At 53.5% G+C, this 23592-nt stretch carries 26 protein-coding genes; 14 read left to right on the forward strand and 12 right to left on the reverse strand.

What is annotated here, in order from left to right:
* Positions 1 to 21: 21 nt before the first annotated feature.
* From deoC (HW115_RS13355) to HW115_RS13365, 3 genes are read right to left on the reverse strand one after another with little or no spacing between them, the layout of a single operon-like run.
* Positions 22 to 732, reverse strand: coding sequence for a deoxyribose-phosphate aldolase (gene deoC, locus HW115_RS13355; RefSeq protein ID WP_178933405.1), 711 nt, complete (start codon positions 730 to 732; stop codon positions 22 to 24).
* 17 nt (positions 733 to 749) lie between these two features.
* Positions 750 to 1943 (reverse strand): iron-containing alcohol dehydrogenase, encoded by a 1194-nt coding sequence (locus HW115_RS13360; protein WP_178933406.1) that lies wholly within the window; start codon positions 1941 to 1943, stop codon positions 750 to 752.
* Positions 1944 to 1979: 36 nt separating this feature from the next.
* Positions 1980 to 3017, reverse strand: a complete 1038-nt coding sequence (locus tag HW115_RS13365; protein ID WP_178933407.1) for a DUF7973 family transport facilitator — start codon at positions 3015 to 3017, stop codon at positions 1980 to 1982.
* Between the two features lie 357 nt (positions 3018 to 3374).
* Here HW115_RS13365 and HW115_RS13370 point away from each other — a divergent pair, with 357 nt between their 5' ends.
* Together HW115_RS13370 and HW115_RS13375 are read left to right on the forward strand one after the other, a co-directional pair.
* Entirely contained in the window at positions 3375 to 3731 is a 357-nt protein-coding gene (locus HW115_RS13370) for a hypothetical protein (protein ID WP_178933408.1), read from the forward strand.
* Positions 3732 to 3859: 128 nt separating this feature from the next.
* Positions 3860 to 4255, forward strand: a complete 396-nt coding sequence (locus tag HW115_RS13375) for a hypothetical protein (protein ID WP_178933409.1) — start codon at positions 3860 to 3862, stop codon at positions 4253 to 4255.
* 671 nt (positions 4256 to 4926) lie between these two features.
* Here the strand turns inward: HW115_RS13375 and HW115_RS13380 are convergent.
* The gene (locus HW115_RS13380; protein WP_178933410.1) at positions 4927 to 6381 is read right to left on the reverse strand and encodes a Gfo/Idh/MocA family protein; all 1455 of its coding nucleotides are present in this window, start codon (positions 6379 to 6381) and stop codon (positions 4927 to 4929) included.
* 355 nt (positions 6382 to 6736) lie between these two features.
* On the opposite strand from HW115_RS13380, the gene HW115_RS13385 reads away from it, so the two are divergent.
* The 9 genes from HW115_RS13385 to tsaE all read left to right on the forward strand — a co-directional run bounded on the left by HW115_RS13385 (position 6737) and on the right by tsaE (position 14693).
* On the forward strand, positions 6737 to 7393 hold the full coding sequence (locus HW115_RS13385) for a hypothetical protein (RefSeq protein ID WP_178933411.1): 657 nt from the start codon (positions 6737 to 6739) through the stop codon (positions 7391 to 7393).
* Positions 7394 to 7695: 302 nt separating this feature from the next.
* Positions 7696 to 8016: a thioredoxin gene (gene trxA, locus HW115_RS13390; protein WP_178933412.1), complete on the forward strand. Its 321-nt coding sequence runs from the start codon at positions 7696 to 7698 to the stop codon at positions 8014 to 8016.
* A gap of 76 nt (positions 8017 to 8092) precedes the next feature.
* Positions 8093 to 8554, forward strand: coding sequence for a VanZ family protein (locus HW115_RS13395; protein ID WP_227021520.1), 462 nt, complete (start codon positions 8093 to 8095; stop codon positions 8552 to 8554).
* Positions 8555 to 8607: 53 nt separating this feature from the next.
* On the forward strand, positions 8608 to 8871 hold the full coding sequence (rpmB, locus tag HW115_RS13400; protein ID WP_178933414.1) for a 50S ribosomal protein L28: 264 nt from the start codon (positions 8608 to 8610) through the stop codon (positions 8869 to 8871).
* Between the two features lie 150 nt (positions 8872 to 9021).
* Positions 9022 to 10683, forward strand: a complete 1662-nt coding sequence (locus tag HW115_RS13405; RefSeq protein WP_178933415.1) for a hypothetical protein — start codon at positions 9022 to 9024, stop codon at positions 10681 to 10683.
* 86 nt (positions 10684 to 10769) lie between these two features.
* Positions 10770 to 11657, forward strand: coding sequence for a deoxyribose-phosphate aldolase (deoC, locus tag HW115_RS13410; RefSeq protein WP_178933416.1), 888 nt, complete (start codon positions 10770 to 10772; stop codon positions 11655 to 11657).
* A gap of 94 nt (positions 11658 to 11751) precedes the next feature.
* Complete coding sequence (locus tag HW115_RS13415) at positions 11752 to 13488, forward strand: ABC transporter ATP-binding protein (protein WP_178933417.1); 1737 nt, start codon at positions 11752 to 11754, stop codon at positions 13486 to 13488.
* 108 nt (positions 13489 to 13596) lie between these two features.
* The gene (locus tag HW115_RS13420) at positions 13597 to 14244 is read left to right on the forward strand and encodes a TetR/AcrR family transcriptional regulator (protein ID WP_178933418.1); all 648 of its coding nucleotides are present in this window, start codon (positions 13597 to 13599) and stop codon (positions 14242 to 14244) included.
* A gap of 38 nt (positions 14245 to 14282) precedes the next feature.
* Positions 14283 to 14693, forward strand: a complete 411-nt coding sequence (gene tsaE / locus HW115_RS13425) for a tRNA (adenosine(37)-N6)-threonylcarbamoyltransferase complex ATPase subunit type 1 TsaE (protein ID WP_178933541.1) — start codon at positions 14283 to 14285, stop codon at positions 14691 to 14693.
* A gap of 2 nt (positions 14694 to 14695) precedes the next feature.
* On the opposite strand, the gene HW115_RS13430 is transcribed toward tsaE, so the two are convergent.
* Positions 14696 to 15112 carry a hypothetical protein gene (locus HW115_RS13430; RefSeq protein WP_178933419.1) on the reverse strand — a complete coding sequence of 139 codons (417 nt, stop codon included), beginning with the start codon at positions 15110 to 15112 and terminating at the stop codon, positions 14696 to 14698.
* 185 nt (positions 15113 to 15297) lie between these two features.
* Here HW115_RS13430 and truA point away from each other — a divergent pair, with 185 nt between their 5' ends.
* Positions 15298 to 16053 carry a tRNA pseudouridine(38-40) synthase TruA gene (truA, locus tag HW115_RS13435; protein WP_178933420.1) on the forward strand — a complete coding sequence of 252 codons (756 nt, stop codon included), beginning with the start codon at positions 15298 to 15300 and terminating at the stop codon, positions 16051 to 16053.
* A 93-nt stretch (positions 16054 to 16146) separates the two neighbouring features.
* Here truA and HW115_RS13440 read toward each other — a convergent pair whose 3' ends face one another.
* From HW115_RS13440 to HW115_RS13460, 5 genes are all read right to left on the reverse strand, one after another.
* Entirely contained in the window at positions 16147 to 17313 is a 1167-nt protein-coding gene (locus tag HW115_RS13440; protein ID WP_178933421.1) for a pyridoxal phosphate-dependent aminotransferase, read from the reverse strand.
* 157 nt (positions 17314 to 17470) lie between these two features.
* A complete protein-coding gene (locus tag HW115_RS13445; protein ID WP_178933422.1) occupies positions 17471 to 18313 on the reverse strand; it encodes a 50S ribosomal protein L11 methyltransferase in 843 nt (280 codons plus the stop codon).
* A 60-nt stretch (positions 18314 to 18373) separates the two neighbouring features.
* Positions 18374 to 18868, reverse strand: a complete 495-nt coding sequence (locus tag HW115_RS13450; RefSeq protein ID WP_178933423.1) for a hypothetical protein — start codon at positions 18866 to 18868, stop codon at positions 18374 to 18376.
* A gap of 66 nt (positions 18869 to 18934) precedes the next feature.
* Entirely contained in the window at positions 18935 to 19702 is a 768-nt protein-coding gene (locus HW115_RS13455; RefSeq protein WP_178933424.1) for a 7-carboxy-7-deazaguanine synthase QueE, read from the reverse strand.
* A gap of 11 nt (positions 19703 to 19713) precedes the next feature.
* Positions 19714 to 20607, reverse strand: a complete 894-nt coding sequence (locus HW115_RS13460) for a sugar phosphate isomerase/epimerase family protein (protein ID WP_178933425.1) — start codon at positions 20605 to 20607, stop codon at positions 19714 to 19716.
* Positions 20608 to 20676: 69 nt separating this feature from the next.
* On the opposite strand from HW115_RS13460, the gene HW115_RS13465 reads away from it, so the two are divergent.
* On the forward strand, positions 20677 to 21189 hold the full coding sequence (locus HW115_RS13465; RefSeq protein ID WP_178933426.1) for a cob(I)yrinic acid a,c-diamide adenosyltransferase: 513 nt from the start codon (positions 20677 to 20679) through the stop codon (positions 21187 to 21189).
* A 38-nt stretch (positions 21190 to 21227) separates the two neighbouring features.
* The gene (locus tag HW115_RS13470; protein WP_178933427.1) at positions 21228 to 21410 is read left to right on the forward strand and encodes a hypothetical protein; all 183 of its coding nucleotides are present in this window, start codon (positions 21228 to 21230) and stop codon (positions 21408 to 21410) included.
* Positions 21411 to 21476: 66 nt separating this feature from the next.
* Here the strand turns inward: HW115_RS13470 and HW115_RS13475 are convergent, their stop codons facing one another.
* Positions 21477 to 22823, reverse strand: coding sequence for a mechanosensitive ion channel family protein (locus HW115_RS13475; protein WP_178933428.1), 1347 nt, complete (start codon positions 22821 to 22823; stop codon positions 21477 to 21479).
* Between the two features lie 322 nt (positions 22824 to 23145).
* Positions 23146 to 23583, reverse strand: coding sequence for a 23S rRNA (pseudouridine(1915)-N(3))-methyltransferase RlmH (locus HW115_RS13480; RefSeq protein WP_178933429.1), 438 nt, complete (start codon positions 23581 to 23583; stop codon positions 23146 to 23148).
* Positions 23584 to 23592 lie beyond the last annotated feature (9 nt).

The following is a 23592-nucleotide window of genomic DNA, read 5'->3' on the forward strand; positions in this document are numbered from 1 at the left end:
GTTGATACGGGGGTGTAAATGTTAATATGCCGACTCAACAGGGCCGGCCGGCTTTTGCCCCTTGTTGATTTCTTCGAGGATGGCGACCGCGGTGCGGACACCGATACCGAAGCGGGTGACGCCGACATCGACCATGGCGAGCAAGGTCTCCAAATCGCGCACTCCCCCGGCGGCCTTGACTTCGCAACGATCTCCGACGGTTTGTTTCATCAGTGAGGTGTTGGCAAGGGTGGCTCCACTCGGAGCCCAGCCCGTTCCGGTTTTGACAAATTGAACCCCCGCTTCGGAGGCAATCTCACAGGCCCGCACGATTTCTTCATCGCTGAGGTGGTGGCACTCCAGAATGACTTTCACAGGCAGCCCACAGGCGGCCGTGATCACGGCCTGGATGTCTCGTTTCACCCGTTCGTCTTGACCGGCCTTGAGCCAGGCGATGTTCATCACCATGTCGAGTTCGTCGCAGCCCATCTCGCGGAGCTCGGTGGCTTCGGATACCTTGCTTGCCGTAGTCGCTCCACCGTCCGGAAATCCAACCGTGCCACCCACGAGGACATCCTCGCAGTCCACGACCAGATCGATCAGCATCGGGGTGTGTGCCGGTAGGGCGAAGGTGCAAATGCAGCCGTATTGTTTGGCTGTTTCTGCCATTTCGCGGATCTCATCGAGAGTGCTGTCCGCTCGGACACAACTCAGATCGATCATTCGGGCAACTTCCTCGGCGGAGTATTTCATCGGATTATGGTTGTTTGTTAGAGTGCCTTGAGCAGAATATTGGAAATGTCCTCGGCGGAGACGGGGGGGTTGCAGGACAGCATGCCGTCGGATCCGAAGCTGACGGTTTTGACTCCTTCCACGATGGCTGGAATGTCGGCTTTGGTGACTCCTTTTTCACTCATTGTGATCGGGACTCCGGATGTTTTTAGAAACCTGCGGAAGGCGCAGAGTCCTTCGTCGATGACTTCGCTTTGTGACTTGCCTTCGGGATCGATGCCCATGACTCTGGTCGCAAAGGTGAAGCAACGCTCGGGTTTGGTCGATTTGTAGTATTCCATCCATGCGGGCATGATGATGGACAAGGTGGATCCATGGTTGATGCCATGACGGGATGTCAGGACGTGGCCTACCTGGTGCATCGGAGTCCAGGCGTCACCGGGAGATGCCCATCCGTTGAGGGCACAGGTGGCAGTCCATTGCAGTTCGGTGCGGGCGTCGATGTCCGCCTCGTTAGCGAGCACCTTGGGAAGGTTTTCGATGACATTGCGCATGACGCCTTCCTGCCATCGGTGCAGGAGATCCGACTTGTCCTGGCCGTTGAAGTAGATTTCGAGCACGTGTGAAATGGTGTCGGCAGCTCCACATGCGGTTTGGAAGGTCGGTAGGGTGGTGGTCAGTTCGGGATCGAGGATGGCCGTCTTGGGAAACAGACACTCGCCCCAGATGTAGGATTTCTCCTTTAGTGCCGGATTGCTGACCACTGCACACTGGTTCATCTCGGATGCCGTGGCTGGCAGGGTGGATACCATCAGCATGGGGAGGGCTTTTTCCGGTGGAATGGCGTCGACGTTGTCGTGTCGGCTGTAAACCATATTCCAGAGGTCTCCCGAGTAGTAAAATCCAGCAGCGATAGCTTTGGCTGCGTCCATCGCACTGCCTCCTCCGATGCCGACCACCATGTCGACGCCACTCTCCTTGGCAATTTGAACTCCGCGTTCGACTGTTCCAATTTCCGGGTTGGGCTCGACTTCAAGAAAGGTGATGGATGAGACCCCCGCTGCTTTCATCAAAGATTCTGCTTGAGTCAGTACGGGCTTGAGTAGTTTGTGATCGGCGTAGGAAACGATCATGGCAGATGTGCCGAGTTTGGCAGCTTCCTCGCCGACTCGTTGCAGTGTTCCCGGGCCAAAGACCACGCGGACAGGATTATAGTATTCAAATGAATTCATGAGATTGGTGTATTGAATGGATTGTGTTAGATTGGTTTAAAAAGCTTCGTCGAGTTCGCTGGAAACACTCGCCCTCTTGGGTTTGATCGATCGAAGGGCTGTGAGCAGAATGGGGAAACCAATGGCAAACAGACAGACCATGATGACGGGGGTGGCATCCCAGGATGCTCCTGCAGGCTTCATGAGTCCGGTGGCAAGAAAGATCGGCTGTAAGATGCCCGTGAGCATCAGGCTGACCGTGGGCGGATCGATGTGGGAATCGCCATGTGCACAGAACAGCATCGCAGCCAGTTCGCAGAGAAAGGCGACCAGGATGGCCATGGCCAGGCCCCACCACAGGTTTTGCGTGGCTCCTACGGCTAACAGCGATGCCAGTGCAATGTTATGAAACACTGGGACTTTGGCTCCAAAAATCATGAAGGTGAAAATGATGCACCCGAGCCCAAAAAGGATCAGGCCGCTGGCGGGGACCGTCAGGGCGAGATGTGACGCCGGAATTCCTACGGCACAGGAGATGATTAGAATTTGAGGCCAGTCGTGTTGCCAAGTGAGCCAGCAGCCGGCGTCCGAGCCCTCCCAGCGGTTGGTTCCCTGAGCGACTTTGCCGAATAGTCCGCTTTCTCCGAAGATAAGCCGGCCGAGCATCATGGTCAGGACAATCGCCGTGGCGATCGCATTGTTGGAGGCGTGCCCCCCGATCGTTGGAATGTTGGCGCAGGCCAGAGTGAGTAAGGCCCCGATGGCACCAAACACACCCCCGACCAACAGGACATCGGGAGCATTGCATCCCATCAGAGGCGTGCAGATATCCCTCCCGTTTTCCAGCACTCCCCGGCGTTTGGCGTAAATGGCGGCAACCGCTCCACCCCCAAAGGCTGTTTGGGGACCGACCAGTGGCCCCCAGGTCACCCAGGTGTCTACCAGGTTGACATCAGATCCGGTGGACATGCTGTAGAGCCCTCCCAGTAAGGCTCCGACTCCGCAGAGAACAAAAGAGGGAAGGGCTCCCACCGCCGCACCAAAGACGCCGCCGCAGAAGGCCATGACAAGCCAGATCCAGTCAAATTCAAACATGATGATACGTGTGGTGGTTGATATCGTCTCGAGAGACTTGATTAAATTGAAACGACGTTTTCTATTTAAAACATAAAACGAAGTTTGCAATATGAATCTTTCATTATTGTTGGCCCATTTCTTCGATACCCGATTCCAATGGGCAAGAAGCGGCATCAAAAATACCCTGATCACTCGGTTGGAGGAGCAGGGCTTGGCTCGATGAAGCGGGAATGTTTATTTCCTTTGGACTGGGATCAGAGCTACGTCTGCGAGACCCATCAGAGTGGAGTGCGTAAGCTCGTGGAGAAGATTCCTAAATTAACCGTGCTTTTTTATTGCGCTGTGGCGATAGTTTCCTAGAATCGTGGGCACATCATGAAAACTACGTTCCAACTTCTCGCCCTTGCTGTTCTTTCCCTAACGCTGTCATCCTGCTGTGGCATTTTATCGCTTTGCCCGGGCAAGTTGACGGCTGAAAAAGAAGTGACAACCTATCAAGAGGTGCAGCGCACTGTATACAGTGGCAAGACTTCCTATGTTGTGACTGACCGTGTTCCAACGACACACAAGGAGACGGTGAAGCAGTCCTGCCGCAAGTGCGGATCGAGCTTTTGCCCTAAGTCCTGCTGCGGTATTGTTGGAGAGGGTGTGCTTGCCCGTGCCACTGCCCAAGGTGGAACAGGAGAGCCACAGATTGGCTTGATTCCAACCATGAAGGTGCTTGCACCCTAATCTGGATAGATAGTGGTAGATCGATTAGCGATCATTCGCCACAGCGAACCCATTTAATGATTAGCCGGCCTTCCGATGGGGGTCGGCTTTTCTTTTGTCTTTTTTTCAATGTGGGATAGGGTGTCGCTATGACAAAGATGACAATGATGATTGCTCTGGGAGCGAGCCTCTATGCTTGCAAACCAGCAGACCAGGTTGAGCTTGCGGAGCCAGGAGCACAAGAAGAAGTTGCGAAGGGGACGGAGCAAGCCAAGGCTCCTGACCGGACTGAATTGCCTGCTGAGAAGGTGGAAGATGCCTCAAAGAAAGAACCAATGAAGAAGGATGCAAAGAAAACCGAAGGTGACGATCGCTACATCGGTATGGATTTGGCGGATGCCAAAGCGTTAGCTGTCAAAGAAAAGCGAAAGTATCGCGTGGTGAGCGTTGATGGTAAGCAGCGTATGGTAACGATGGATTATTTGCCGGAACGTCTCAATTTTACGGTTGTGGCCGGTAAGGTGACCAAGGTGACCCGCGGGTGAGTGTGGGCAACGCTAAGCTGAGTGGCTCCCGGTGAAGGATTGGAGATGGCGGGGCTGTTGGAGTGCGGCGGCTTGACGCCGCTTTGCCTTAACTTAAGCGTAGGCTGTGTGGGCTGCGTGGGCTCAGATCGCTCCCTCGGTTCGTTTTTTTGTTTTCTCAACTTAGAGGTGCCCCTATGTAATAAAAGATGAACTCACCCTTGGGTGGTAAGGGTGCTATGCTGGATCGTTGGTGGAGATGTTCTGGATAAAAAGCGGCGTCAAGCCGCCGCACTCCGATGGGCGGCCTTCTTGTTTAGCAGGGTGGCATTCGGTTTATACCATTCTCCCGGTTATTTTAACGGAATGGACAAATAGTTAAGAGCTTGATATGGAAGCTAGCCAGCGGAGCTGATGGAATGAAAAGCGGTATTTCTTTGGCTTGATTTCGGCGTTTTTCCTCAGTCATGTAGCTCGCTACATTCCTTTGTCACGCCTTGAACTCAAGGCCAAATGAACACCGCCATTCCGACAAACTAACCACTCAAATGGTATTATTGGTCTATTCGGGCCGATAGACCCTACAAAAAAATGGCGACCTCGGATGAGGCCGCCATGATTAAATTACGTATGGGAGGTTTCAGTGTTGGAAACTTCAGTGTTGGAAATCTCAATTTCCTGAACCGTCCACCTTACTGGACGATGGGCAGGGGCTTGGTGTTTTTCCACTGACCTCGAGTGAAGTCGGGGAAGTCCTGAGGCATGCCGTCTTCGGCGACGGACTTCATGGACAGAGGGGTAACCGCGGACCAGAAGGCTCCTTCGTAGACGTTTTGGTCAAGCGGTTGACCTTTACGCAGACATTCGATCACCCGGAAGTTCATGATGGCATCCATGCCACCGTGGCCGCCCATCTTCTTGGCGACGTCGGCCATACGCTTGTAGAGCGGGTGGTCGAAGGCTTCGTAGAAGGCCTTGATTTTGTCTCCCTGGGCCCATCCGTGGTAGTTGGTGTGCTTTCTGTCGCCCGCCAGTGCCTTGAAAAGCTTTTCTGGCAGACCTTCGTCCTTGCCGTAGTCGAGGGCGATGCGGGTTGGGAAGCCGGCTCCGGTTCCCTTGGTTCCTTGGATCAGGTTGTGGCGGGAGTAAGGGCGCGGACTGCTTTCATCCCACTGGACCATCACGGTGCGACCGAGGGTGGTCTTGATGATGGAGGTACTCATGTCACCACCTTCGTAGGTGATTTTGTTGAGCTCGCTGTCAGGTTTGAAGTGTTTCTTGGCGTAGAGCGCGTGGTTTTTTGCCGGAGATGAGAAGGAGACAATCCTGCGGAAGTTGTCGTCGCCACGTGCGAGGTTCATATACTGGGCGACGGGGCCGAGTCCGTGGGTCGGGTAGAGGTTGCCACTCTTTTTGGCCCAGTGGTATGTGCGCCAGCTACCGGTGCCACGTCCGTTTTCGACATGTCTCATTTGTCCGCGAAGTTCGTGGATGTAGGCGGCTTCACCGTGGAGGATATCGCCAAAGATTCCCAGTCTGCACATGTTGAGATACATCAACTCGTCGCGTCCGTAGTTGACGTTTTCGAGCATCATGCAGTGTTTTTGGGTTTTTTCCGAGGTGTCGATCAGTTCCCAGGTTTCTTTGATGGTGGTGGTCAGTGGGACCTCGACGGCGACGTGGGCACCTGCATTCATGGCGTCGATGGCCATGGGGGCGTGCCATTCCCAAGGAGTGACCACGTAGACGAGGTCGGGCTTGGTTTCCTTGAGCATCTTTTTGTAGGCGTGCTTGTCTCCGTGGTAGAGTTTGACATTTTGGTGGCGTTTGCCTTTGCCATTGGCCAGAACTTTTTTCTTGGCGCGTTCGCAAAGGTCCTGGTGGAGGTCGCAGATGCCGACAAATTCAGTCCCTTCGAAGGCGGACACGTGGTTGAAGTGGGTTCCTCCACGGGCACCACAACCGATGATGGCTACTTTGATTGTGTCGAGTTTGGGTGCGATAAAATCCCCCATGTACTTCGCACCGCTTGGGCGGGATGGTGTGGAGTCTGCAGCTTTGGCTACAACGCTGGCTGCGGCGAGGCCGGCACCAGCGCCTCCGATTTTTTTAAGAAAATGACGTCTTGAATTGCTTTGTGTGTCCATAGGCATATGAGTGAATTAGCCCTTAAACGCAGGTCGTGCAAAGGATTATTCAAGATTCGTAAGAATTGGGAAATATGACGATCAAGGGTTAAACTTGATGCCTGCTTGTGAATACAGGGGGTAGGCGGCGGTCTGCGTTGGGTCGGGTCTGTTGGACGGGAGTCAAAAAAAGTGACCTGCGGGTTTGACATGGGGGGGTGAAAACGTCTTTACTAAAGAAAAGAATACCTCTTTTTATCTATGGATGCTCGGAGGTTTTCGGTTGCGGGACTGCTGAAAGGATTGCCGTATTTGCCGGAAATACCTTTGGAGCAACCTCAAACACCTACCATCAACGACACCAACGATCAGATTTATGAGTGAGAACGAAGATAACAAGCCGAAGACAATAACCGGCGATTCCGCGCCAATGACCAAGACCTCTGCGGTGCCTATCCGTAAGGAAACCGTGCGCGTGACCTTGAAAGCTCCACCTCAGGGAGCAAAAGGACCGACCGCCCCTCCGGCTCCTCTGACCCCTCCGACAGGTGCGGTGCCTACCAGCCCCAAGCCTCCGGCGCCCGCGCCCACGATTCCTTTGAAGACTTCCGGCCCGGCGACAGCCGTGCCTCCCGCACCTGCACCGACAGTCAAATTGCAAACCGGCGGAGCTACCGGTCCGGCAACCAAACTTGCCACGCCTGCACCGACGGTGAGATTGAACACTCCGGGAGGATCTGGTCCGGGAACCGTTCCTTTGACCGGTGGTCCTGCTACGGGGGCTGCCAGCCAGCAATTGCCTAAGGCGACCGTTCAGTTGACTCAAACCCAGCCGATGGATGCTCCTGCCACTCCGTCCCAAGCGGCCACCATCCGAACTGCGGATGATGATGACGCTTCTTCCGAGGAAGGTGAAGGCGCGGCTGCAGCTCTTTCGGTTGTCTCTCTGGTGGCAGCCTTGATTGTGCTCGGGGTGCAATTGGCTACAGCCAGCATCTGGGTTGACGGAGAGTGGGGTCGCCTTTTTGAATAAGGGGGGCTACGAGGAAAATCATTTTAGTAATCAATCACTATTCTATCACCATGGTAATGCAAATTATTCTACTGGTTCTTGGAGGTTTGGTGGCTTATCTCGCATTTGCGACGAGCGCCCTGCCTTTGCCAGTTTAACGAGCCCAAGACGAGCTCTCTCGGAGAGCCCTTTACAAGATCTATTACAGATCGATTGGTCGGATGGAATTGACCGTTCCGGCTGATGACAGATTAAACGAGCCGTTCATGGAATTATTCATGGGCGGCTCTTGACGTACCGACTGGAACAGGCATATTTCGTCCATGGCTAAGACGTATAACGAAAGCAACTTTGATGCCGAGGTATTGAGCTCGGATAAGCCGGTATTGGTAGATTTTTGGGCCGAATGGTGTGGTCCGTGTAAGATGATTTCACCTCTCATTGATCAACTGGCGGATGCTGTGGCGGACACGGCGGATGTTGGTAAGGTGGAGGTTGATACCAATCAGTCGCTCGCTGCCAAGTATGGTGTGCGCTCGATCCCATGTCTTCTTTTCTTCAAAAATGGAGAAGTGGTCGAGACCATCACAGGTGCGAATGTGACCTTGGATCAATTGAAGTCGACCCTCGAAGGCCTCGCCTAAAGCGGTGGTTTTGCCTTGTCGGCAAAATCAAGACTAGGATTCTGGAGCGATGATCAGCGGATCTGGAATCGTCGATTTGATAACCACGTGGCTTCCCAGGAGGCCCGTGGTTTATTTGTTTTTCTTTGTCTCCTGGTTGGTGACGTTGTGGTTTTTGTCTGCCGGAAACCCTGCGCCAAAGAATGGTCCAGAGATCCCCCATGTGGATAAGGTGGCTCATTTTGTTTATTTTGCGATCGGAGGGGGGCTGATGATGGCCTACGCCTATTATCGTTGGCCCTTATGGCGGCGTTTCCGTCTCCGCATGGTGATGGTTGTTTTTTTACTGTCCTCCGTGATTGGGCGCTTGGACGAGTATCATCAGACGTTTACGCCGGGGAGAAGTGGCAATGATACGGGGGACTGGATTGCGGATAGCCTTGGCGGTTTATTTGGTGCCTCGGTGATGGTGATGGTTCTTTTGCCCGGGCTGGAACGGCGCAAGCGCGACTCGGATAAGCCTCGAAAATCGCAAATTGTTGCAAATTCACTTGACTGACAGCTGGCAGGGTGTATCTCTCGCCGCCCGCAAGCAATCAAATTTTCAAATTCATGGCCAGAGTATGTAGTATCAGAGGTTCCCGAGTCCGTATGGGTGGTAAGATTCACCGTTCCGGATTAGCGAAGAAAAAAGGAGGTATTGGTCGTCACGTGACCAAGGTGGTGAAACGTTCTGTTTCTCCCAACCTTCACACGAAGCGCATTTATGTTCCTGAGTTGGGCCGTCACGTGAAGGTGAAGCTCAGTGCCAAGGCGATCAAAACGATCAACAAAAATGGCGCCTATGTGACTTTGAAGAAAGCTGGCCTGATCTAAGGTCCCTTTTTTCGCTTTTACGCCACTTTGTTTCCGATTGGAAGCAGTGGGGTAAAACAAAGATTCATTTCGTAGAGGACGATGGCTTTCGAGCCATGGTCCTCTTTTTTTATGCTTAACATCGGTTGATTGCTCTGCCATTTTTCTGGCATGAAATCATTGAAATGGATCGGAGTGTTGCAGGCTGTTTGCCTTGTTTTTGTTTCTTGTGGTAAAAAAGAAGAGTTGGATACGCCCAACGGTGGTTCGGCTTCAACGTCTGGTACCGCCGTTGGTGGTTTTGTCGAGGAGTTGCAACCTGTGGTTTCCCGCTTGGAAACGAATGGCGTGCATTTTTCCGTCACGCAGTATGATCAGGATTTGGTAAAAATCGCGGAAGGTCTGAATCAGTTTCTGGATGTGATGCGGGATAGCGGGGAGGCGGTGCCCGCGGGGCTTGATATCCGGGATGTGGTGGAAGATTTGGGTTTGAGCAAGGTCTCGGCGATCGGTAGGAGTTCTCGCCAGACGGATGATGGCTGGCATAACCGCATGTTTTTGCATACCGGGGGGAGCCGGAAGGGGGTGTTGTCGTTGCTGGGGCGGGATGCTAAGCCGTGGCGTGCAGCCACTCTTGCCCCTGAGGATGCGGATCTGGTGCTTGAGTTTGAATTGAATTTGTCAACCTTGCAGCAAACGGTGGAGCCTGTAGCCGCAGCCTTCGGTGAAGAACCCGAGCGAGGGGTGGCGGAGCTGATGGCTCAGAAGGTGGGGGCCGGGGCCTTGAGTCTGGCGGATCTTCTGGGGAAAACCAATGTGCATGCTACTTTGATCATGACTCTTGATGGTAAAAAACGATGGGATCCCGGAATTGATGTGGAATTGCCAGGAGTGGATCTTGCCTTATGTATTGATCGTGGGCTTTGGTTTTGGGGGCAGTTTGGTGAAATGGTTGAAGCAGACTTGGAAGTCAGCGAGCAGAATGGCTTGAAGTATGTTCGGGTTCCGGAATCGATGGATACCCCGCTTGGTGAAATCCGCCCCTTGTTTATCATTGACCCGGACAAGGACCAGGTTTGGTTCGGGATGAGGGAGTCGTATGTGGAGCGCTGCCGGACAGGAACTGGCGCATTGGGGGGATCGGCAGATTTTAAAAAGGCGATGGCTGGTATTCCCGACGAAGGAAATGCGCTGTTTTATGTTTCCAATGAATTTTGTCAGGAAGTGATGACCGCGGTTAAAGGGTTGGAGCAGTCGGCTCCTGAGGAGTCTGAAGAGCAAATGGCTCTGTCTTTAGTGAGCTCATTATTGGGGGACTCCTGGTTGCCTTCGTCTTGTGGGTATGCCTGGGCGCTTTCGAATACGGAGGATGGGGTGCTCATTTCAGGGAACTCTCCCATGCCGGCCAAAGGGGGGAGCCTGACGAGCAGCGTGGCCTCTGTTGCCGCCATGGCCGGGTTCGCCACTCCTCTCGTTTTGAAACAGCAGAAAAAGGCCAAGGTGGTGACGGGAGTTCACCATATGAAGCAGTTGCACTTATTATTGTTCGAACACGATATGGATCACGGGCAATTTCCCGACAAGCTGGAGGCTCTTGTCAAAGAGGAGTACATCGAGCAGGCCGAATTTGAAGCTCTGATTGGGGCTCCGTCTGACAACAAAAACAGGAAGTTGGTTTACGTCTCCGGATTGAGTACGGCTAGTCGTTCGGATTTGATTTTGCTCCATACCCCTGGGCCTGTGGATGGCAAGCGAACGATGCTGCGTATCGACGGATCAGTGACAACCCTGCCGGAAGCTAAGTTTCAGGAGCTTCTTCAAAAGCAGCAGTAGGGGGATAGGGCGGATAACCCTGCCTGGCAGGATTGGTCAATCTTCGTGCTTGGTGGAGGTGGCTCTCTTCGCTAGGGTTCGCTGCGATGCAAGAGCAGAGGGAAGATACGTTGAAGTTTCCTGATTTGGATAGCGTTCCAGTTCAGGATAAAGCTGGAATTGATGCCTGCGCCGCTTCGTTTGAAGCGGGTGATGTGGCCGTCAGTCATCGTGAGCGGCTTCAGCTTGCGGTGAGTATGGTTGATCTCACCACTCTGGAGGGGGCGGATACCCCGGATAAGGTGAGGGCCATGTGTGAGAAGGCGCTGCGTCCGTCGCCGTCGCGGGCATCCATTCCTCATGTTGCCGCGGTTTGCGTGTATCCTACCTTGGTTGGGGTGGCTGCAAAAGCGCTTCAGGGCACGCCGGTGCGCGTTGCCAGCGTGGCCGGGGCCTTCCCGAGTGGTCAAGCGCCTCTCGACCTGAAGCTTTCTGAAATACGATATGCGGTGAGTGAGGGGGCGGATGAGATTGATATCGTCATTTCGCGAGGCAAATTCCTTGATGGTCATTACCGAGAGGTGTTCGATGAAATTGCGCAATCCAAGGAAGCCTGTGGAGCTGCACATTTGAAAGTGATTCTGGAAACCGGGGAGCTGCAAAGCTATGACCATATCCGTATTGCCAGTGAGTTGGCGATGGCGGCAGGGGCTGATTTTATTAAAACTTCGACTGGTAAAATATCTCCTGCAGCCACCCTTCCTGCAACGCTGGTGATGTTGAATGCTATTTTGGATTATCATCAGAAAACGGGACGGATGGTGGGGATGAAACCTGCCGGAGGGATTCGATCCGCCGCTCAGGCCATGCAATACCTCTCAATGCTTGAGCAGATCCTTGGGGAAGGCTGGATGACCCCGGAATGGTTCCGCTTTGGGGCCAGTTCCCTGCTTGATGATTTGGTAGAAGCCTACCCCGCCCGAGCTGGTGACTAGAATCAAGGGCTTGCACCGTGGGGGTATCTCATCTAAGTAGGTCTTTCCCAGTTGGGCATACTGCCTGTTTGCCCAGCCGGGGACTTCACCATTCATGAAACGCTTTTTCCCATATTATAAGTATCTTCTCGAGGTCAAATGGCTGTTTGCTATTGCTGTTGCTGCGGGGATTGCCTACGGCGCGGTTGCTGGAGCTGGGTTGCCGCTGGTGATGAGGGAGGTGCTGCCCGGGGTCTTTAGTCACGACCAGAGGCCGCTCGCCGATTTGATTTTTGCCGCTTTGTTGCTTCCTGCGATTTATTTGGTCCAGGGAGTTGCCCAATTTACCAATACTTACCTGATTAACTACTGTGGTTTCCGGGTGGTTGAGAGCATTCAGGTCAAGGTGTTCTCCCGGGTTCAGAAGTTGCCCTTGTCGTTTTTCCACAAAAATAAAAGTGGTGACCTGCTGAGTCGTTTGACTGTGGATACCCAGCAAATGCGCATGGCCATTGTCGACGTTTCCAATGACATAGTCGTGCAGCCGATGAAATTGATCGGGGCCGTAGGAGCCTTGGTGTATATGTCGATGCAGAAGAGTGAGTTTTTTGTGTTGTTGGTATGTTTGGCTACGGTGCCGGCCTGTGTGTTTCCGATTCGGGCGATAGGTAAAAAATTGTTCCGTAAGGCCAAAGTGGTGCAAGCGCAGACGGGTGATTTGACCGCGTCCGTGACCGATGGCTTGCAAGCTCCGATGGAAATTCGGGCATATAACATGCAGGATTCGGTGGTTTCCCGGTTCAGGCAGCAGGTGAACCGTTTGTTGGTGGCGCGAATGAAAGTCGTTAAATACGATAAATCGATGACCCCGGTGATTGATTTTATCACCGTGTGTGGTGCGGCGGCCGCCATCGTTTATGCCGGACACTCAGGGATGGAGTTTAAGAAGGATGTGGTTCCTTTACTGACGGCACTGTATCTGAGTTACGATCCGCTGAAGCGGCTTGGAAAAATTCACACCAAAATTCAGCGTGCTACGGCGTCCTTGGATCGTGTTGAGTATGTGTTACATCACGAAAATGATTTGCAGGAGCCGGATAAGCCACAGCCATTTGCTGATGTCAAGGGGGCGGTTCAGCTCGAGCAGGTATCCTTTGCCTATGACAAAGAGTGCGTGTTGCGGGATTTGAATTTGTCGATTCCGGCTGGTCAGGTTGTTGCCATTGTTGGCCCGAGCGGTGCTGGAAAGAGTTCCTTTGCTTCGTTGATCCCGCGTTTTTACGATGTGACTCAGGGTAGGATTACCGTGGATGGCGTCGATGTCCGCGAGGTTGAAAAACATGATTTGCGTGAGGCCATTGCCATTGTGACCCAATCCCCGGTTCTGTTTAACGAAACGGTGATGGAAAATATACGAATCGGGAAGCCGGAAGCCTCCGATGAGGATGTGATTGAAGCTGCCCAAAAAGCCCATGCCCATGAATTCATTGAGACGCTGGATGGTGGGCTCGGCTATGAAACCCCTGTCGGCGAACGCGGGACCCTGCTCTCTGGCGGACAGCGTCAACGGATTGCGATTGCCCGGGCGTTCCTTAAGGATGCTCCGGTCTTGATTCTCGATGAGGCAACATCCGCATTGGATAGCGAAAGTGAAGCGGCCATCCAACAAGCACTTGAAGAGTTAGTGGAAGGTCGAACGACCTTCATCATCGCCCATCGATTCAGTACAATCAAGATTGCCGACCGCATTCTGGTGCTTAATCATGGACGTCTGGTGGCTGATGGATCGCATGAAGAAATCTATCCGACGAGTGCCTTGTATCGTGACCTGTACGACCGTCAGAGTGGGTAAGGTGGGGGCTCGTTTCGCCTTCGGAAACCGGGTATCATTTCCAGCCATGCTCTAACACACGTTTGTTTTTGAGTTGACCGCAGTGTGATGTCGGGCATATTGGGGCACGTGGCTGATACGAGAGAACAGATACTGGAAGCAGCTTGGGAGCTCTTTGCCGATAAGGGATTTGAGGATGTTTCCGTGCGTGATGTGACGAATGCTGCAGGGGTGAACCTGGCTAGCGTGAGTTATCATTTTGGAGGGAAGGATGGCCTGATTCAGGAAACGGTGAAGCGTTGTTTGAATCCGTTGTATGACTATGGGATCAAGCTTTTGGATGAGGCCATCGTAGAATATGGTGGAATGGAAAAAATTCCCTTACGCCATTTGATGGCGTGTTGGCTGCGGCCCTTGTTTATGCCCGAAGAGTGTGGGGTTCGCTCGGATTTGATTTTGCGTCTGATTGCCCGTTATCTGATTGAGCATAGTTATACCGTGCCCTTGGTGACCAAGGGGCTTCTATCTGAAGTTTACCGGGTGTATATCCAAGCTTTTAAAATTCACTTCCCCGATCTGACGGATGGTCAGATTGTTCAGCAGATTGTGTTTGCCGAAGGGGCCGCCTTCTACTGCAGCGGAGTTGGTCAGATTGTGATCAACTTGCTGAAAGGCTCTCCGGTGGACATCGAGAATGTTGACCGTGAGCGTTTGATGGAAGAGTCGATTGATTTTGCTCTTTATGGATTTGGAGGAAAGCCGGAGCCAGCAGCGTAGTCGAAGTATTGTAATCTGAATTGATGATGGAGCCCGGGATGACGGAGTGGGTGGACACGCCCGAAATGATGATTGATCTGGGGAAACGTGTGGCTGCCGAGCTATCGGACGGAAACGTCTTGGCGTTAACCGGAGGGCTTGGAGCAGGGAAGACACATTTCACCAAAGGTTTGGCCTTGGGCTTGGGATGCCATCAGTCAGTGACCAGCCCTACCTTTACGCTTGCACATGAATACACCGGTGGGCGACTGCCGATTTTCCATTTTGATTTCTACCGGATGGAGAGTGTGGAGGAGGTTCTCCGGATTGGTTGGGACGAGTATCTTGACTCGGAGGGGGTGGTGGTCATCGAATGGCCGAACAAATTTCCTGACTTGATCCCGCAAGGTTCCATTTGTCTGGAGTTCGAAATTGACGGGGAGCGTCGCCGGGTGCTCAGGCGCGCCTGAGTTTACGGCTTATGCTGTCTGCGTGAGGCATGTTTGTCCTTTCCCCTCCAGATTTGTCGGTGGTTGCAGTATTGGCAAGTGAAGCTGTTGGTGAAGACAACTTGAAAGGCAACACGCAACGAGTAACTGCAGAATAGTTTTTTGGCCCGGCGTGCTTTTGCACAGCGTGTGCTTTTGACGATCATGGATCGACAGTTGGGGCAAACGACCTTGCTTCCTTCGATGGCTTGAACCATTTGTAAGAGTAGCAGCAAGCCAAAGCTGACCGCGGCAATGATGAGGTAAGGAATGTAGTAGAGGTAGGCGCCAACAGCGAAAAATAAAACGCCTGCGACAAACGCGACCAAGCGTAAAATCGTGAATAGGGAGATCAAGAATAGCCACTTGGTATTCAAGATCCGGTGGTGATGTTTTGCCATTTTGAATTTGGGTAAATTTGGGTATCCGGGTAATCATGGCTAGGATCGCCCGGACATTCAAGATGGTCTGACGGAGTGAAATAGGCAAGGATAGATCGTGAAGACATGACAATCGGCAGCCGGGTAGAGAAAAGATATTAAAAAGATACCGTGCAATTTATGGCGGTTTCGTTATCAATTCGCTTGTGCGATTGAAATTAAAAGTGGCGTATGACGGCCGCCCTTACAAGGGTTGGGCGACTCAAGTCAGTGGGAATACGGTTCAGGATATTCTGGAAGCCGCGATTGCTGAGGTGGCAAAGAAACAGCTCAGAATTTATGCCTCCGGGAGAACGGACACAGGCGTGCACGCGATTGGTCAAGTGGTGCATTTTGATGCCCCGGAGGGGCTGACGATGAATCCCTTCAACTGGATGCCCGCAGTGAATACCAAGCTCCCAGCCACGATCCGGGTCATGGATTGTGAGGAGGTCACAGAGGACTTTCATGCCCGCTTTTCAGCGAAATCAAAGACCTATACCTATGATTTGTGTTTGGCTCCGGTTCTTCCTCCATTGATGGCGGGCTTGGCCTGGCATTTACCGCGCCAGCTTGATCCGGAAAGTTTGAGTCAGGCATTGGAGCTGATGCGTGGAGAGCATGACTTTCGCAGGTTCTCTGCACGTCGTGGCAATGAAACTTCTGAAACCGATTACGTACGCTGTCTGAGCCGGGCGAGTTTGGAGGCCACCGAGTTGGGGTATCGGATCACATACACGGGGAATGGCTTTTTATACAAGATGGCCCGATTGTTGACAGGCTCGGCCGTGAATGTTTCGCAAGGGCGATTGCGTCTCAGCGATTTGGCTGAGATGTTTGAATCCCCTGAGGACTTGAGCCATGGAAAACCTCCGTATTGTGCACCGTCGGGTGGGTTGACCTTGGATCATGTAGCGTATTGAGAGGGAAACAAAAAACGACCTGCCCGGAGTGGACAGGTCGTTGGGTGATTGATACGTGAGCTCTTAGTTCTGGGACAGAACGTTGGGAACCCTCTAGTGGGCCCGGCAGAACTCCTCGAAGCGAGTCAGTCCTTCGTTGAGCACGTCCAGAGTGGTGCAGTAGCTGATCCGGATGCTGTTGTCGTTGCCGAAGGCGATGCCGGGAACGGCTGCGACACGGTAGCGCGTGAGAAGCTTGTCACAGAGGTTGACGGATTTGAGGCCGAGTTGCTCGGTGTCGAGAAACATGTAGAATGCGCCCTGAGGTTCAGTCACCTTGATGTTTGGGATGGCGCTGAGGCGACCGTAAACAAACTGGCGACGGACGTCGTATTCAGCATTGAGGTCGGTGATAAAGTCCTTGCCTCCTTCCAGTGCTGCCAGTGCTCCGTACTGGGCAAAGGTGGTGGCATTGGATGTGGTGTGGCCTTGAATTTTTGAAATGGCCTCGGCAAGTGGCTTCGGTGCCGCGGTGTAGCCGACCCTCCAACCGGTCATCGAGTAGGCTTTGGAGAAGCCGTTGACGGTGATGGTCAGGTCGTAGAGGTCTTTGCCCAGGGATGCGATGCTGGTGTGGCGGGTATCGCCGTAGACCAGGTGCTCGTAGATTTCGTCGGCCAGGATGATGATGTCTTCGTAGAGGGCGACTTCACCGAGAGCTCGGAGTTCGTCAGCGGAGTAGACCGAACCGGTCGGGTTGCCCGGGGTGTTGAGGATGATCATCTTGGTCCGGCCGGTCATGTTCTCCTCGAATTGCTCCGGGGTGATTTTCCAGCCGTTTTCAGCGGTGGTTTCGACAAAGACGGGCTCGGCTCCGGCGAGGCGCACCATTTCCGGATAGCTCACCCAGTAGGGTGACGGGATGATGACTTCGTCTCCTTCCTCACACACCGCGAGGATGGCGTTGAAGCAGGATTGTTTTGCCCCGCTATTGACGACGACCTGACGGGGGTCGTAGTCGATACCGTTGTCTTCTTTCAGCTTTTTGGCGATACCTTCGCGCAGTTCAGGGATGCCTGCTGCCGGGGTGTATTTGGTTTTGCCTTGGTTCAGGGCCTCAATGGCTGCGGCCTTGATGAAATCGGGAGTGTCCTGATCGGGTTCTCCGCCGGCCAAGCCGTAAACTTCCTCACCTTGGGCCTTCAAGGCCTTGGCCTGATTCGTGACAGAGAGGGTGAGTGACGGGGATACCTTGTTGATTCGTGATGAGATGGAGTCCATGGAGCTAATGAGTTCAAATTGAAGTTGGTCGCACAGCTGCCTTGATCGGGGCAATGGCGGTGTCCATGAGCCCCTCAGAGCAGAGCGGTGACGATTAGTTACTCCATGCGGCAGTTGATGCAAGTCAAATGCCTGATTGCAGCTTAGAATTTTGTCATCAGCCTCTCAGGCGACCCCGGGCGGTGACCCACTTGCCTTTGCGGATGACTTGGAAAAACTCGAGCCCCTGCTGCTTGCCCGCCAGGCTGGTCTCCTGCCATTGTTCACGGAGGATGCCGGAGATGATGAGGTCTGCATGGGGCTCCATGCAGGAGACAATGGTGGGGAATGCCTGTTGGAGAATCGTGGAGAACATATTGGCAACAACCACCGGCCATTGGCGGTCTGGTGACCATTTGAGGACATCCTGCTCACTCATCTTGACCTTGCTGACCTCGTTGCGTTTGACATTTCTTCGGGCAACTTTAACCGCTTGAGGGTCAAAATCCATTCCGTGGGCGTGTTCGGCGCCGAGCATGCGGGCGGCGATGCTGATCACACCGCTGCCAGTGCCAAGGTCGAGAAAGTCCCAGGAGCTTTTGCTTCGTTCTTTTGCGACATCAACGAGCAGGCGCAGGCAGGTGGAGGTGGTGGCATGGTCACCGGTTCCGAAGGCCATATCTGCCGGGATTTGAATGATGTGGCGACCGGGGAAGGCTTGGGCGAGCTTTTGCCGGGCATCATCCTCTCTCGCTCCGGTGATGATAACCGAGCTTCGGATTTTGATTGGTGGGCGAACCGGTTCGCTGACGGCGGCCCAGTTTTTGTGGACAAGTTTGCGAATGCTCCCCCCAAATTGCTTTTTGATCGCTTGTGCCTCATCCTCGGTCTCGGTGTAAACTTCGACGCGGACGGTTTTATTGGTTTTCAGGCGGGAAATGACGGCATTGGGATTGCCGTGGAAGCGATCTTCCCAAGCATCTTCCCATTGAACTCCCGATAATTTGGACCAGACCCACATGAATGACAGGGTAGGAAGCTGCCGGGGAGAGTCAAGAAGCAACAGAAGGTATGATACGGCTTAAAGTCCGAGCATGCTGACCACCTCATGGCGGGTGAACATGCTGGGGTCTTCCGCAGCTGCGAGTAGTGTCTCCTCGAGGACGATTTCGGACAGGTTTTCGGTGAGGTCCTGAGTTTTATCGATGGGAGCCTCGACCATTGTATTGTCGGTCGGCAACGAGGGGGGAGATTGGGTGGCGGGCCAGAACTGGTAGGCCATGGCGGCGCAGAGGCAGGCGCTTGAGGCTCCCAGAGCGAAGTTGCGGGAGCGGACCAGTCGAAGCAGTCTGGACCTGAGGGGCTCGGGTTTTTCCAAGCGGATATGGCGCACGACATTCCGTGCGAAAAAGGGATCGGGTTCTGGGTCCGATGCCTCCGAGAGCAGATCCCACAGGGGATCACCGGATGCCCAATCATGGGAAGAATCCGGAGCTGCCGAGCCCTTTCGAGAGCGCGTTGCAGATGGGTCTGCCAAGCGGTCGTTCAGGTTCTGATTGGAGGAATTGCGTTTCATGGCGGCCATTTAACCCCGAGGGCAGGGGAAAGTTGTGTTATTTTGCTTAAAAAGAAAAGAAAAAGATCAGACGCCCCGTTTGCTGCCCCAGAGCTGAATGTGGAGTCGGTCGCTGTAGCGGAACCCTCGGTCTCGGCAGAGGTCGACGAGCCAGAGTCGCCGTTGTTGTAGACTGGTTTCATCACGGCCTTCAGGCATCAGGAGGATACGCGATTTCGGAAGGGTGAAGCGGGCGATGAGCTGTTCGATTTCTTCGAGGTCCTGGCTTCGGCTCACGACAAATTTAAACCAGGCTTTGTCTGATGTGGCAAAAAACGTCAGAGCCTCGTCGACAATTCTGAGAGATGGTTTATTACCGGAATTTTCCAGTTTGGGGGAAACATTATACTGGGAGACCATACGGTTGAAACCCTCGCTTGGGCAAATGGTTCCGTTGGTTTCGACTTCGAAGCGATACGTTTGGTTTTGGGAGGAGAGCAACTGCATCACCTCACACCACGCGGGTTCTTGCAGCAGGGGTTCGCCTCCAGTGAAAATGATATTCGGGCATCGGTAGCTGGCAATCTGTGCCGCGACCTGGCTGACCGGGAGGCGAACGATGTAATCGTCCCGTTTGAATTTTTGATAGTCCGGATCGCTGTCCCGTTCATGAGGCCAGGGTGTTCCTTCCCAATTCCAGGTGTAGTCGGTGTCACACCAATGGCAGTGAAGGTTGCAGAGGGAGGCCCTGACAAAGACAGAGGGGACTCCTTGGCTGACGCCTTCGCCTTGAATGCTATGAAAAATTTCCGGTCCGGAGTTGAGCCGGGCAAGTTGGAGGGTGGTCTCGCTCATGCTCGCGCTGGTTACAGGCTGGCAAAACAGCGCTGGAGGAGCTTTTTGGTGGCCAGAATGCCATCGACTTCGGAGAGTTGATTGCCTTCGTATTCCACTCCGATGTAGCCTTGGTATTTGGATTCAGCGACCAGTTTCATGGCTTTGAGGAAATCGGTCGAAGTTTCGTTTCCTTTGTCATCAAAGCCATGGCTTTTCGCGCTGACGCCTTTGGCATAGGGCATCAGGTCGGTGATGCCTTGGTAGCGGTCGTAGCTGCCAAAATTACCAAAGTCGGGCAGGGCCCCGCAGTTTGGCAGGTTGACGGATTTGAGAACTCCGGCGAGCCATGCACCGTCCGATGACAGCCCTCCGTGGTTTTCGACGATGACGTTGAGCTTGTAGGGCTTGGCGGCGGTGCTCAAAGCATGCAGACCTTCGGTGACTTGTTTTGCCAACTCTTCACGCGACCCAGGGCCTCCTGCATTGACACGGATCGAGTGACATCCGAGGAAGGCCGCCGCTTCGAGCCATTTTTGGTGGTTGGCGACGGTTTTGGCCCGGCCTTCTTTGGTTTTTGCACCGAGAGCGCCTTCTCCGTCACACATGATCAGGACGTTGCGGATCCCTTCGTTGCCCGTGCGGGTCTTCAGCTCCTTGAGGTAGGTCCCGTCGTGAGATTTGAAAAACGAATTGACGTATTCGACGGCATGGATGCCGAAGGTTTCTTTGCTGAACTTGGGGAAATCGAGGTGGTCGAGCTCCTTTTTACCCAGCATTCGGTGAAGGGACCACTGGGCGAGAGAAATATCAAAGCGCGCTTTCATTGGAGAGGTGGGGACTGCGGTGGATGGTAGGGAGCTTCCCGCGATGGCGGCTCCCGTTGCCGTGGCAGTGCGGAGAAAGGTTCGACGTGTGACAGGCATAATTGAAATGTTATAAGCAGACGCATTTTTCACAAGCCAATTCACGGAGGCTGTGCTACCTCTTTCGTCATGAGCATCATTACACGCCGTGGCGATGACGGACATACCGATACCATGTATGGTGGGCGGATGCCCAAAAACTCTCCGAACGTTGTCGCCTGTGGCTGCGTTGACGAATTGACCTCAGCTTTAGGTATGGTCCGCGTGGCCGGAGTGCCGGATGAAATGGTCGAACATATTGCCACGATTCAGAAGCATTTGATCTCCTTGATGGGCTTGCTTTCCGTGCCTGAGGAAAAAAGGGAAAAATACTTGGCGGACGGATACCCGTCCCTGACCCAGGAAGAACTCGACTGGCTCGAGAGTATTGCCGTGGAAATGCCAACCAAGTTCGAAGGTTGGGTCTTGCCCGGCGCCAGTGGACATCCAGGTGCCGCCTGGTTGGATATGGCTAGAACCGTTTGCCGTCGTGCCGAATTGAGTGCCTGGGCTCTGGGTGATGGCGCATCCAAGGAGGCCTGCCGCTTCCTCAACCGCCTCTCCGATATTTTGTGGCTCTGGGCGAGAAAGCTGGAAAAATAGCACTTGATTTGCGATGGCTTGGCCGCTAGATTCAGCCCATGTCCAAGATTTTTTTCTCTTTGCTTGCTTTTGTTTCGCTGTTGTTTGTGTCCTGTGCTGACCAGTCGACTTCGGAGTTTTCTCCAGCGGGTCCTCAATCTGATTCCAACAGCATGCCTCACAACCGTCCGATGGGACCTGAGGGGGCTGGAGCACTCGGTGTGATGGCGGGTCAGCAGTAAGCTGCGAGAGCTGGCATCCCAAGAGGTTCCTTTGTTCCCTGGTTTTGATCAACCCCGGTCACTCATTTATTCCTGGGTTGATTCCGGCTCATTTGGCTGAATGTGTATATCCCGTTGAGGGAATGGGATGCTGATGTTTTCCTGATCGAAGCGATCTTTGACCTTCCACATAAGCTCGCGGTAGACTGCCCAGTAATCCTTGGATTTAACCCATGGTCGGCAGATCAGGTTGACGGATGAATCCGCCAGAGCATCCACGGCGATTTCCGGTTCCGGGTTTTGCAGGATTTTTGAGTGGGATTGAGTGGTTTCATTCAGCAGGGAGACGGCTTTTTGGATATCATCGGAGTAGCTGATGCCGAAAACCAGATCGACTCGGCGCAGATCCTGACTGCTGTAATTGATGATCGTGTTTCCCCAGACGCTGTTGTTGGGGATGATAAGTTCCTTGTTATCCGGGGTGAGCAGGGTGGTGGAGACCAGGCTCATTTTTTGAACGGTTCCGGATTTGCCGTTCACCTCGACAAAGTGGTCGACATCAAAGGGTTGGTAGAACATGACCATGAGTCCGCTGGCAAAATTGCCGAGCGTCTCTTTGAGCGCGAAGCCGATGATGAATCCCCCCGCTCCCATGGCGGCAATGATGGGACCGATGTTGGCTCCGAGTGAGGCGATGGCAAAGAGGCCTCCGATGGCGAGAACCACGCTTTTGACGGATCGCTCAATGAACTGTTTGAGCATCATGGAAAGGCCTCGCTGTCGCTCCAGGATTTTTTTGATGAAGCGGTTGGCCAGCTTGGCAATGAGCCAGAAGAGCACGAGGATTGCTGCGGCTTGGATCAATTTTTTGACAAAGGCGATGCCTCCCTCGGGGTCGTTGATCCATGAGGATAACCCTTCGAGGATGGTGGAGAGCAACCCTTGATTATTGGCACCTGAGCGGGAGTGACTCACGGCGGCAAGATATTGTTTTTCGGCACTGGCATCCCCACCTTTGGCCTCATAGGCCTCGATGATACGTTTGACCTTTTTGTAGAGATGATACTCCCGATCGTGTTGCGCAGTGCGCTTTTGTTTGAGCTCCTCGAGTGCTTGTTGTTCGAGGCCTTCGGCCTGCATTTGCACATTGATCTCACTGGTCCGGGAGATTTCCTCCTGGGCGTGCCGCATCCAGGCTTTGAGTTCGTTTGAGAGGTCGTTTTTACTGAGTGGGCGCAGGCGGGAATTGAATTGTTCAACCGGGGTGTCAAAGGCGATCAGAGGGGTGGGAGGCGTGGCTTTTTCCTTTGCTGGGTCATTGGTCTGGTCAGGTGCCGCATGGCCGGGGGTGAGCAAAAGAAAAAATGCCCACGTTAGAAGTCGTAGCCACTTGGAGATCGGCATGTGAAGGTGGAGGGTGGAAAGCGGGTTCATACCGACCACTGTATCAATGGATTCCTCGAAGCTCAATGAGATTAGCAGGTTTGCTGTCAGGGCCCCTACAATAGGGAGATTACCTCGGTGGTGCCTGCGGCGCTGACAGGATTGTCAGGATTTTTTTAAGGTTTTACAGGATTTTTAATTCTCAAAGATCAAGGTTTGCCCAAAACCTATCAATTACTTCTAAAATATCCTGTACATCACCCTCCAACATGTGAATCCTGTCAGCGCCGCAGGCTGTTAGGGGCTGGTGTATTCGACCTGTTTGCTGGGCTGAGCTCGGTTTGAAAGGTAAGATGGAAATCTCGCCCCTTACTTAACGGTGGTAAGGTTCGCCTCGTTGAATGGTTGCCACCCGGTAGAGCTGTTCCAGCAGGACCAGCAGTGCGAGTTCGTGCTGCAAGGTGAGCGGGGAGAGTGCCCAAATGAGGTCGGCGTCGTCACGCAGCTGTTGGGTGTGGCCGTCAGAGGCGCCGATCAGGTAACTGGCGCGTTTGACACCACGCATTTCCCATTGATTGATTTTTTTGGTGAGCTGGGCAGTGGTGAGTTGTTCTCCGCGTTCGTCCATGACGATGCGCAGAGTGCCGGAGCTGGCATCGTGCAGCCGTTTGGATACATCCTCGCTATTGCCGTCTTTCGGGTGGATGAGCTCGTAGCTCCCGTAGCGGCGTAGACGCTTGAGGTATTCAGTGGTGCCGTCTTTAGCGTAGCCGAGAGCTGGTTTTCCAGGGGCTAAAATCGTATGTTTCATGAGCCCTAT

The sequence above is a fragment of the Oceaniferula marina genome (genome assembly GCF_013391475.1).
GTDB classification, from domain to species: Bacteria; Verrucomicrobiota; Verrucomicrobiia; order Verrucomicrobiales; family Akkermansiaceae; genus Oceaniferula; species Oceaniferula marina.

Excerpts from the sequence above, each read along its gene's own strand:
- deoC (WP_178933405.1), bottom strand. The coding sequence starts at position 732 with ATGAAATACTCCGCCGAGGAAGTTGCCCGAATGATCGATCTGAGTTGT.
- HW115_RS13360 (WP_178933406.1), bottom strand. The coding sequence starts at position 1,943 with ATGAATTCATTTGAATACTATAATCCTGTCCGCGTGGTCTTTGGCCCG.
- HW115_RS13365 (WP_178933407.1), bottom strand. The coding sequence starts at position 3,017 with ATGTTTGAATTTGACTGGATCTGGCTTGTCATGGCCTTCTGCGGCGGC.
- HW115_RS13370 (WP_178933408.1), top strand. The coding sequence starts at position 3,375 with ATGAAAACTACGTTCCAACTTCTCGCCCTTGCTGTTCTTTCCCTAACG.
- HW115_RS13375 (WP_178933409.1), top strand. The coding sequence starts at position 3,860 with ATGACAAAGATGACAATGATGATTGCTCTGGGAGCGAGCCTCTATGCT.
- HW115_RS13380 (WP_178933410.1), bottom strand. The coding sequence starts at position 6,381 with ATGGACACACAAAGCAATTCAAGACGTCATTTTCTTAAAAAAATCGGA.
- HW115_RS13385 (WP_178933411.1), top strand. The coding sequence starts at position 6,737 with ATGAGTGAGAACGAAGATAACAAGCCGAAGACAATAACCGGCGATTCC.
- trxA (WP_178933412.1), top strand. The coding sequence starts at position 7,696 with ATGGCTAAGACGTATAACGAAAGCAACTTTGATGCCGAGGTATTGAGC.
- rpmB (WP_178933414.1), top strand. The coding sequence starts at position 8,608 with ATGGCCAGAGTATGTAGTATCAGAGGTTCCCGAGTCCGTATGGGTGGT.
- HW115_RS13405 (WP_178933415.1), top strand. The coding sequence starts at position 9,022 with ATGAAATCATTGAAATGGATCGGAGTGTTGCAGGCTGTTTGCCTTGTT.
- deoC (WP_178933416.1), top strand. The coding sequence starts at position 10,770 with ATGCAAGAGCAGAGGGAAGATACGTTGAAGTTTCCTGATTTGGATAGC.
- HW115_RS13415 (WP_178933417.1), top strand. The coding sequence starts at position 11,752 with ATGAAACGCTTTTTCCCATATTATAAGTATCTTCTCGAGGTCAAATGG.
- tsaE (WP_178933541.1), top strand. The coding sequence starts at position 14,283 with ATGACGGAGTGGGTGGACACGCCCGAAATGATGATTGATCTGGGGAAA.
- HW115_RS13430 (WP_178933419.1), bottom strand. The coding sequence starts at position 15,112 with ATGGCAAAACATCACCACCGGATCTTGAATACCAAGTGGCTATTCTTG.
- HW115_RS13440 (WP_178933421.1), bottom strand. The coding sequence starts at position 17,313 with ATGGACTCCATCTCATCACGAATCAACAAGGTATCCCCGTCACTCACC.
- HW115_RS13445 (WP_178933422.1), bottom strand. The coding sequence starts at position 18,313 with ATGTGGGTCTGGTCCAAATTATCGGGAGTTCAATGGGAAGATGCTTGG.
- HW115_RS13450 (WP_178933423.1), bottom strand. The coding sequence starts at position 18,868 with ATGAAACGCAATTCCTCCAATCAGAACCTGAACGACCGCTTGGCAGAC.
- HW115_RS13455 (WP_178933424.1), bottom strand. The coding sequence starts at position 19,702 with ATGAGCGAGACCACCCTCCAACTTGCCCGGCTCAACTCCGGACCGGAA.
- HW115_RS13460 (WP_178933425.1), bottom strand. The coding sequence starts at position 20,607 with ATGCCTGTCACACGTCGAACCTTTCTCCGCACTGCCACGGCAACGGGA.
- HW115_RS13465 (WP_178933426.1), top strand. The coding sequence starts at position 20,677 with ATGAGCATCATTACACGCCGTGGCGATGACGGACATACCGATACCATG.
- HW115_RS13470 (WP_178933427.1), top strand. The coding sequence starts at position 21,228 with ATGTCCAAGATTTTTTTCTCTTTGCTTGCTTTTGTTTCGCTGTTGTTT.
- HW115_RS13475 (WP_178933428.1), bottom strand. The coding sequence starts at position 22,823 with ATGAACCCGCTTTCCACCCTCCACCTTCACATGCCGATCTCCAAGTGG.
- HW115_RS13480 (WP_178933429.1), bottom strand. The coding sequence starts at position 23,583 with ATGAAACATACGATTTTAGCCCCTGGAAAACCAGCTCTCGGCTACGCT.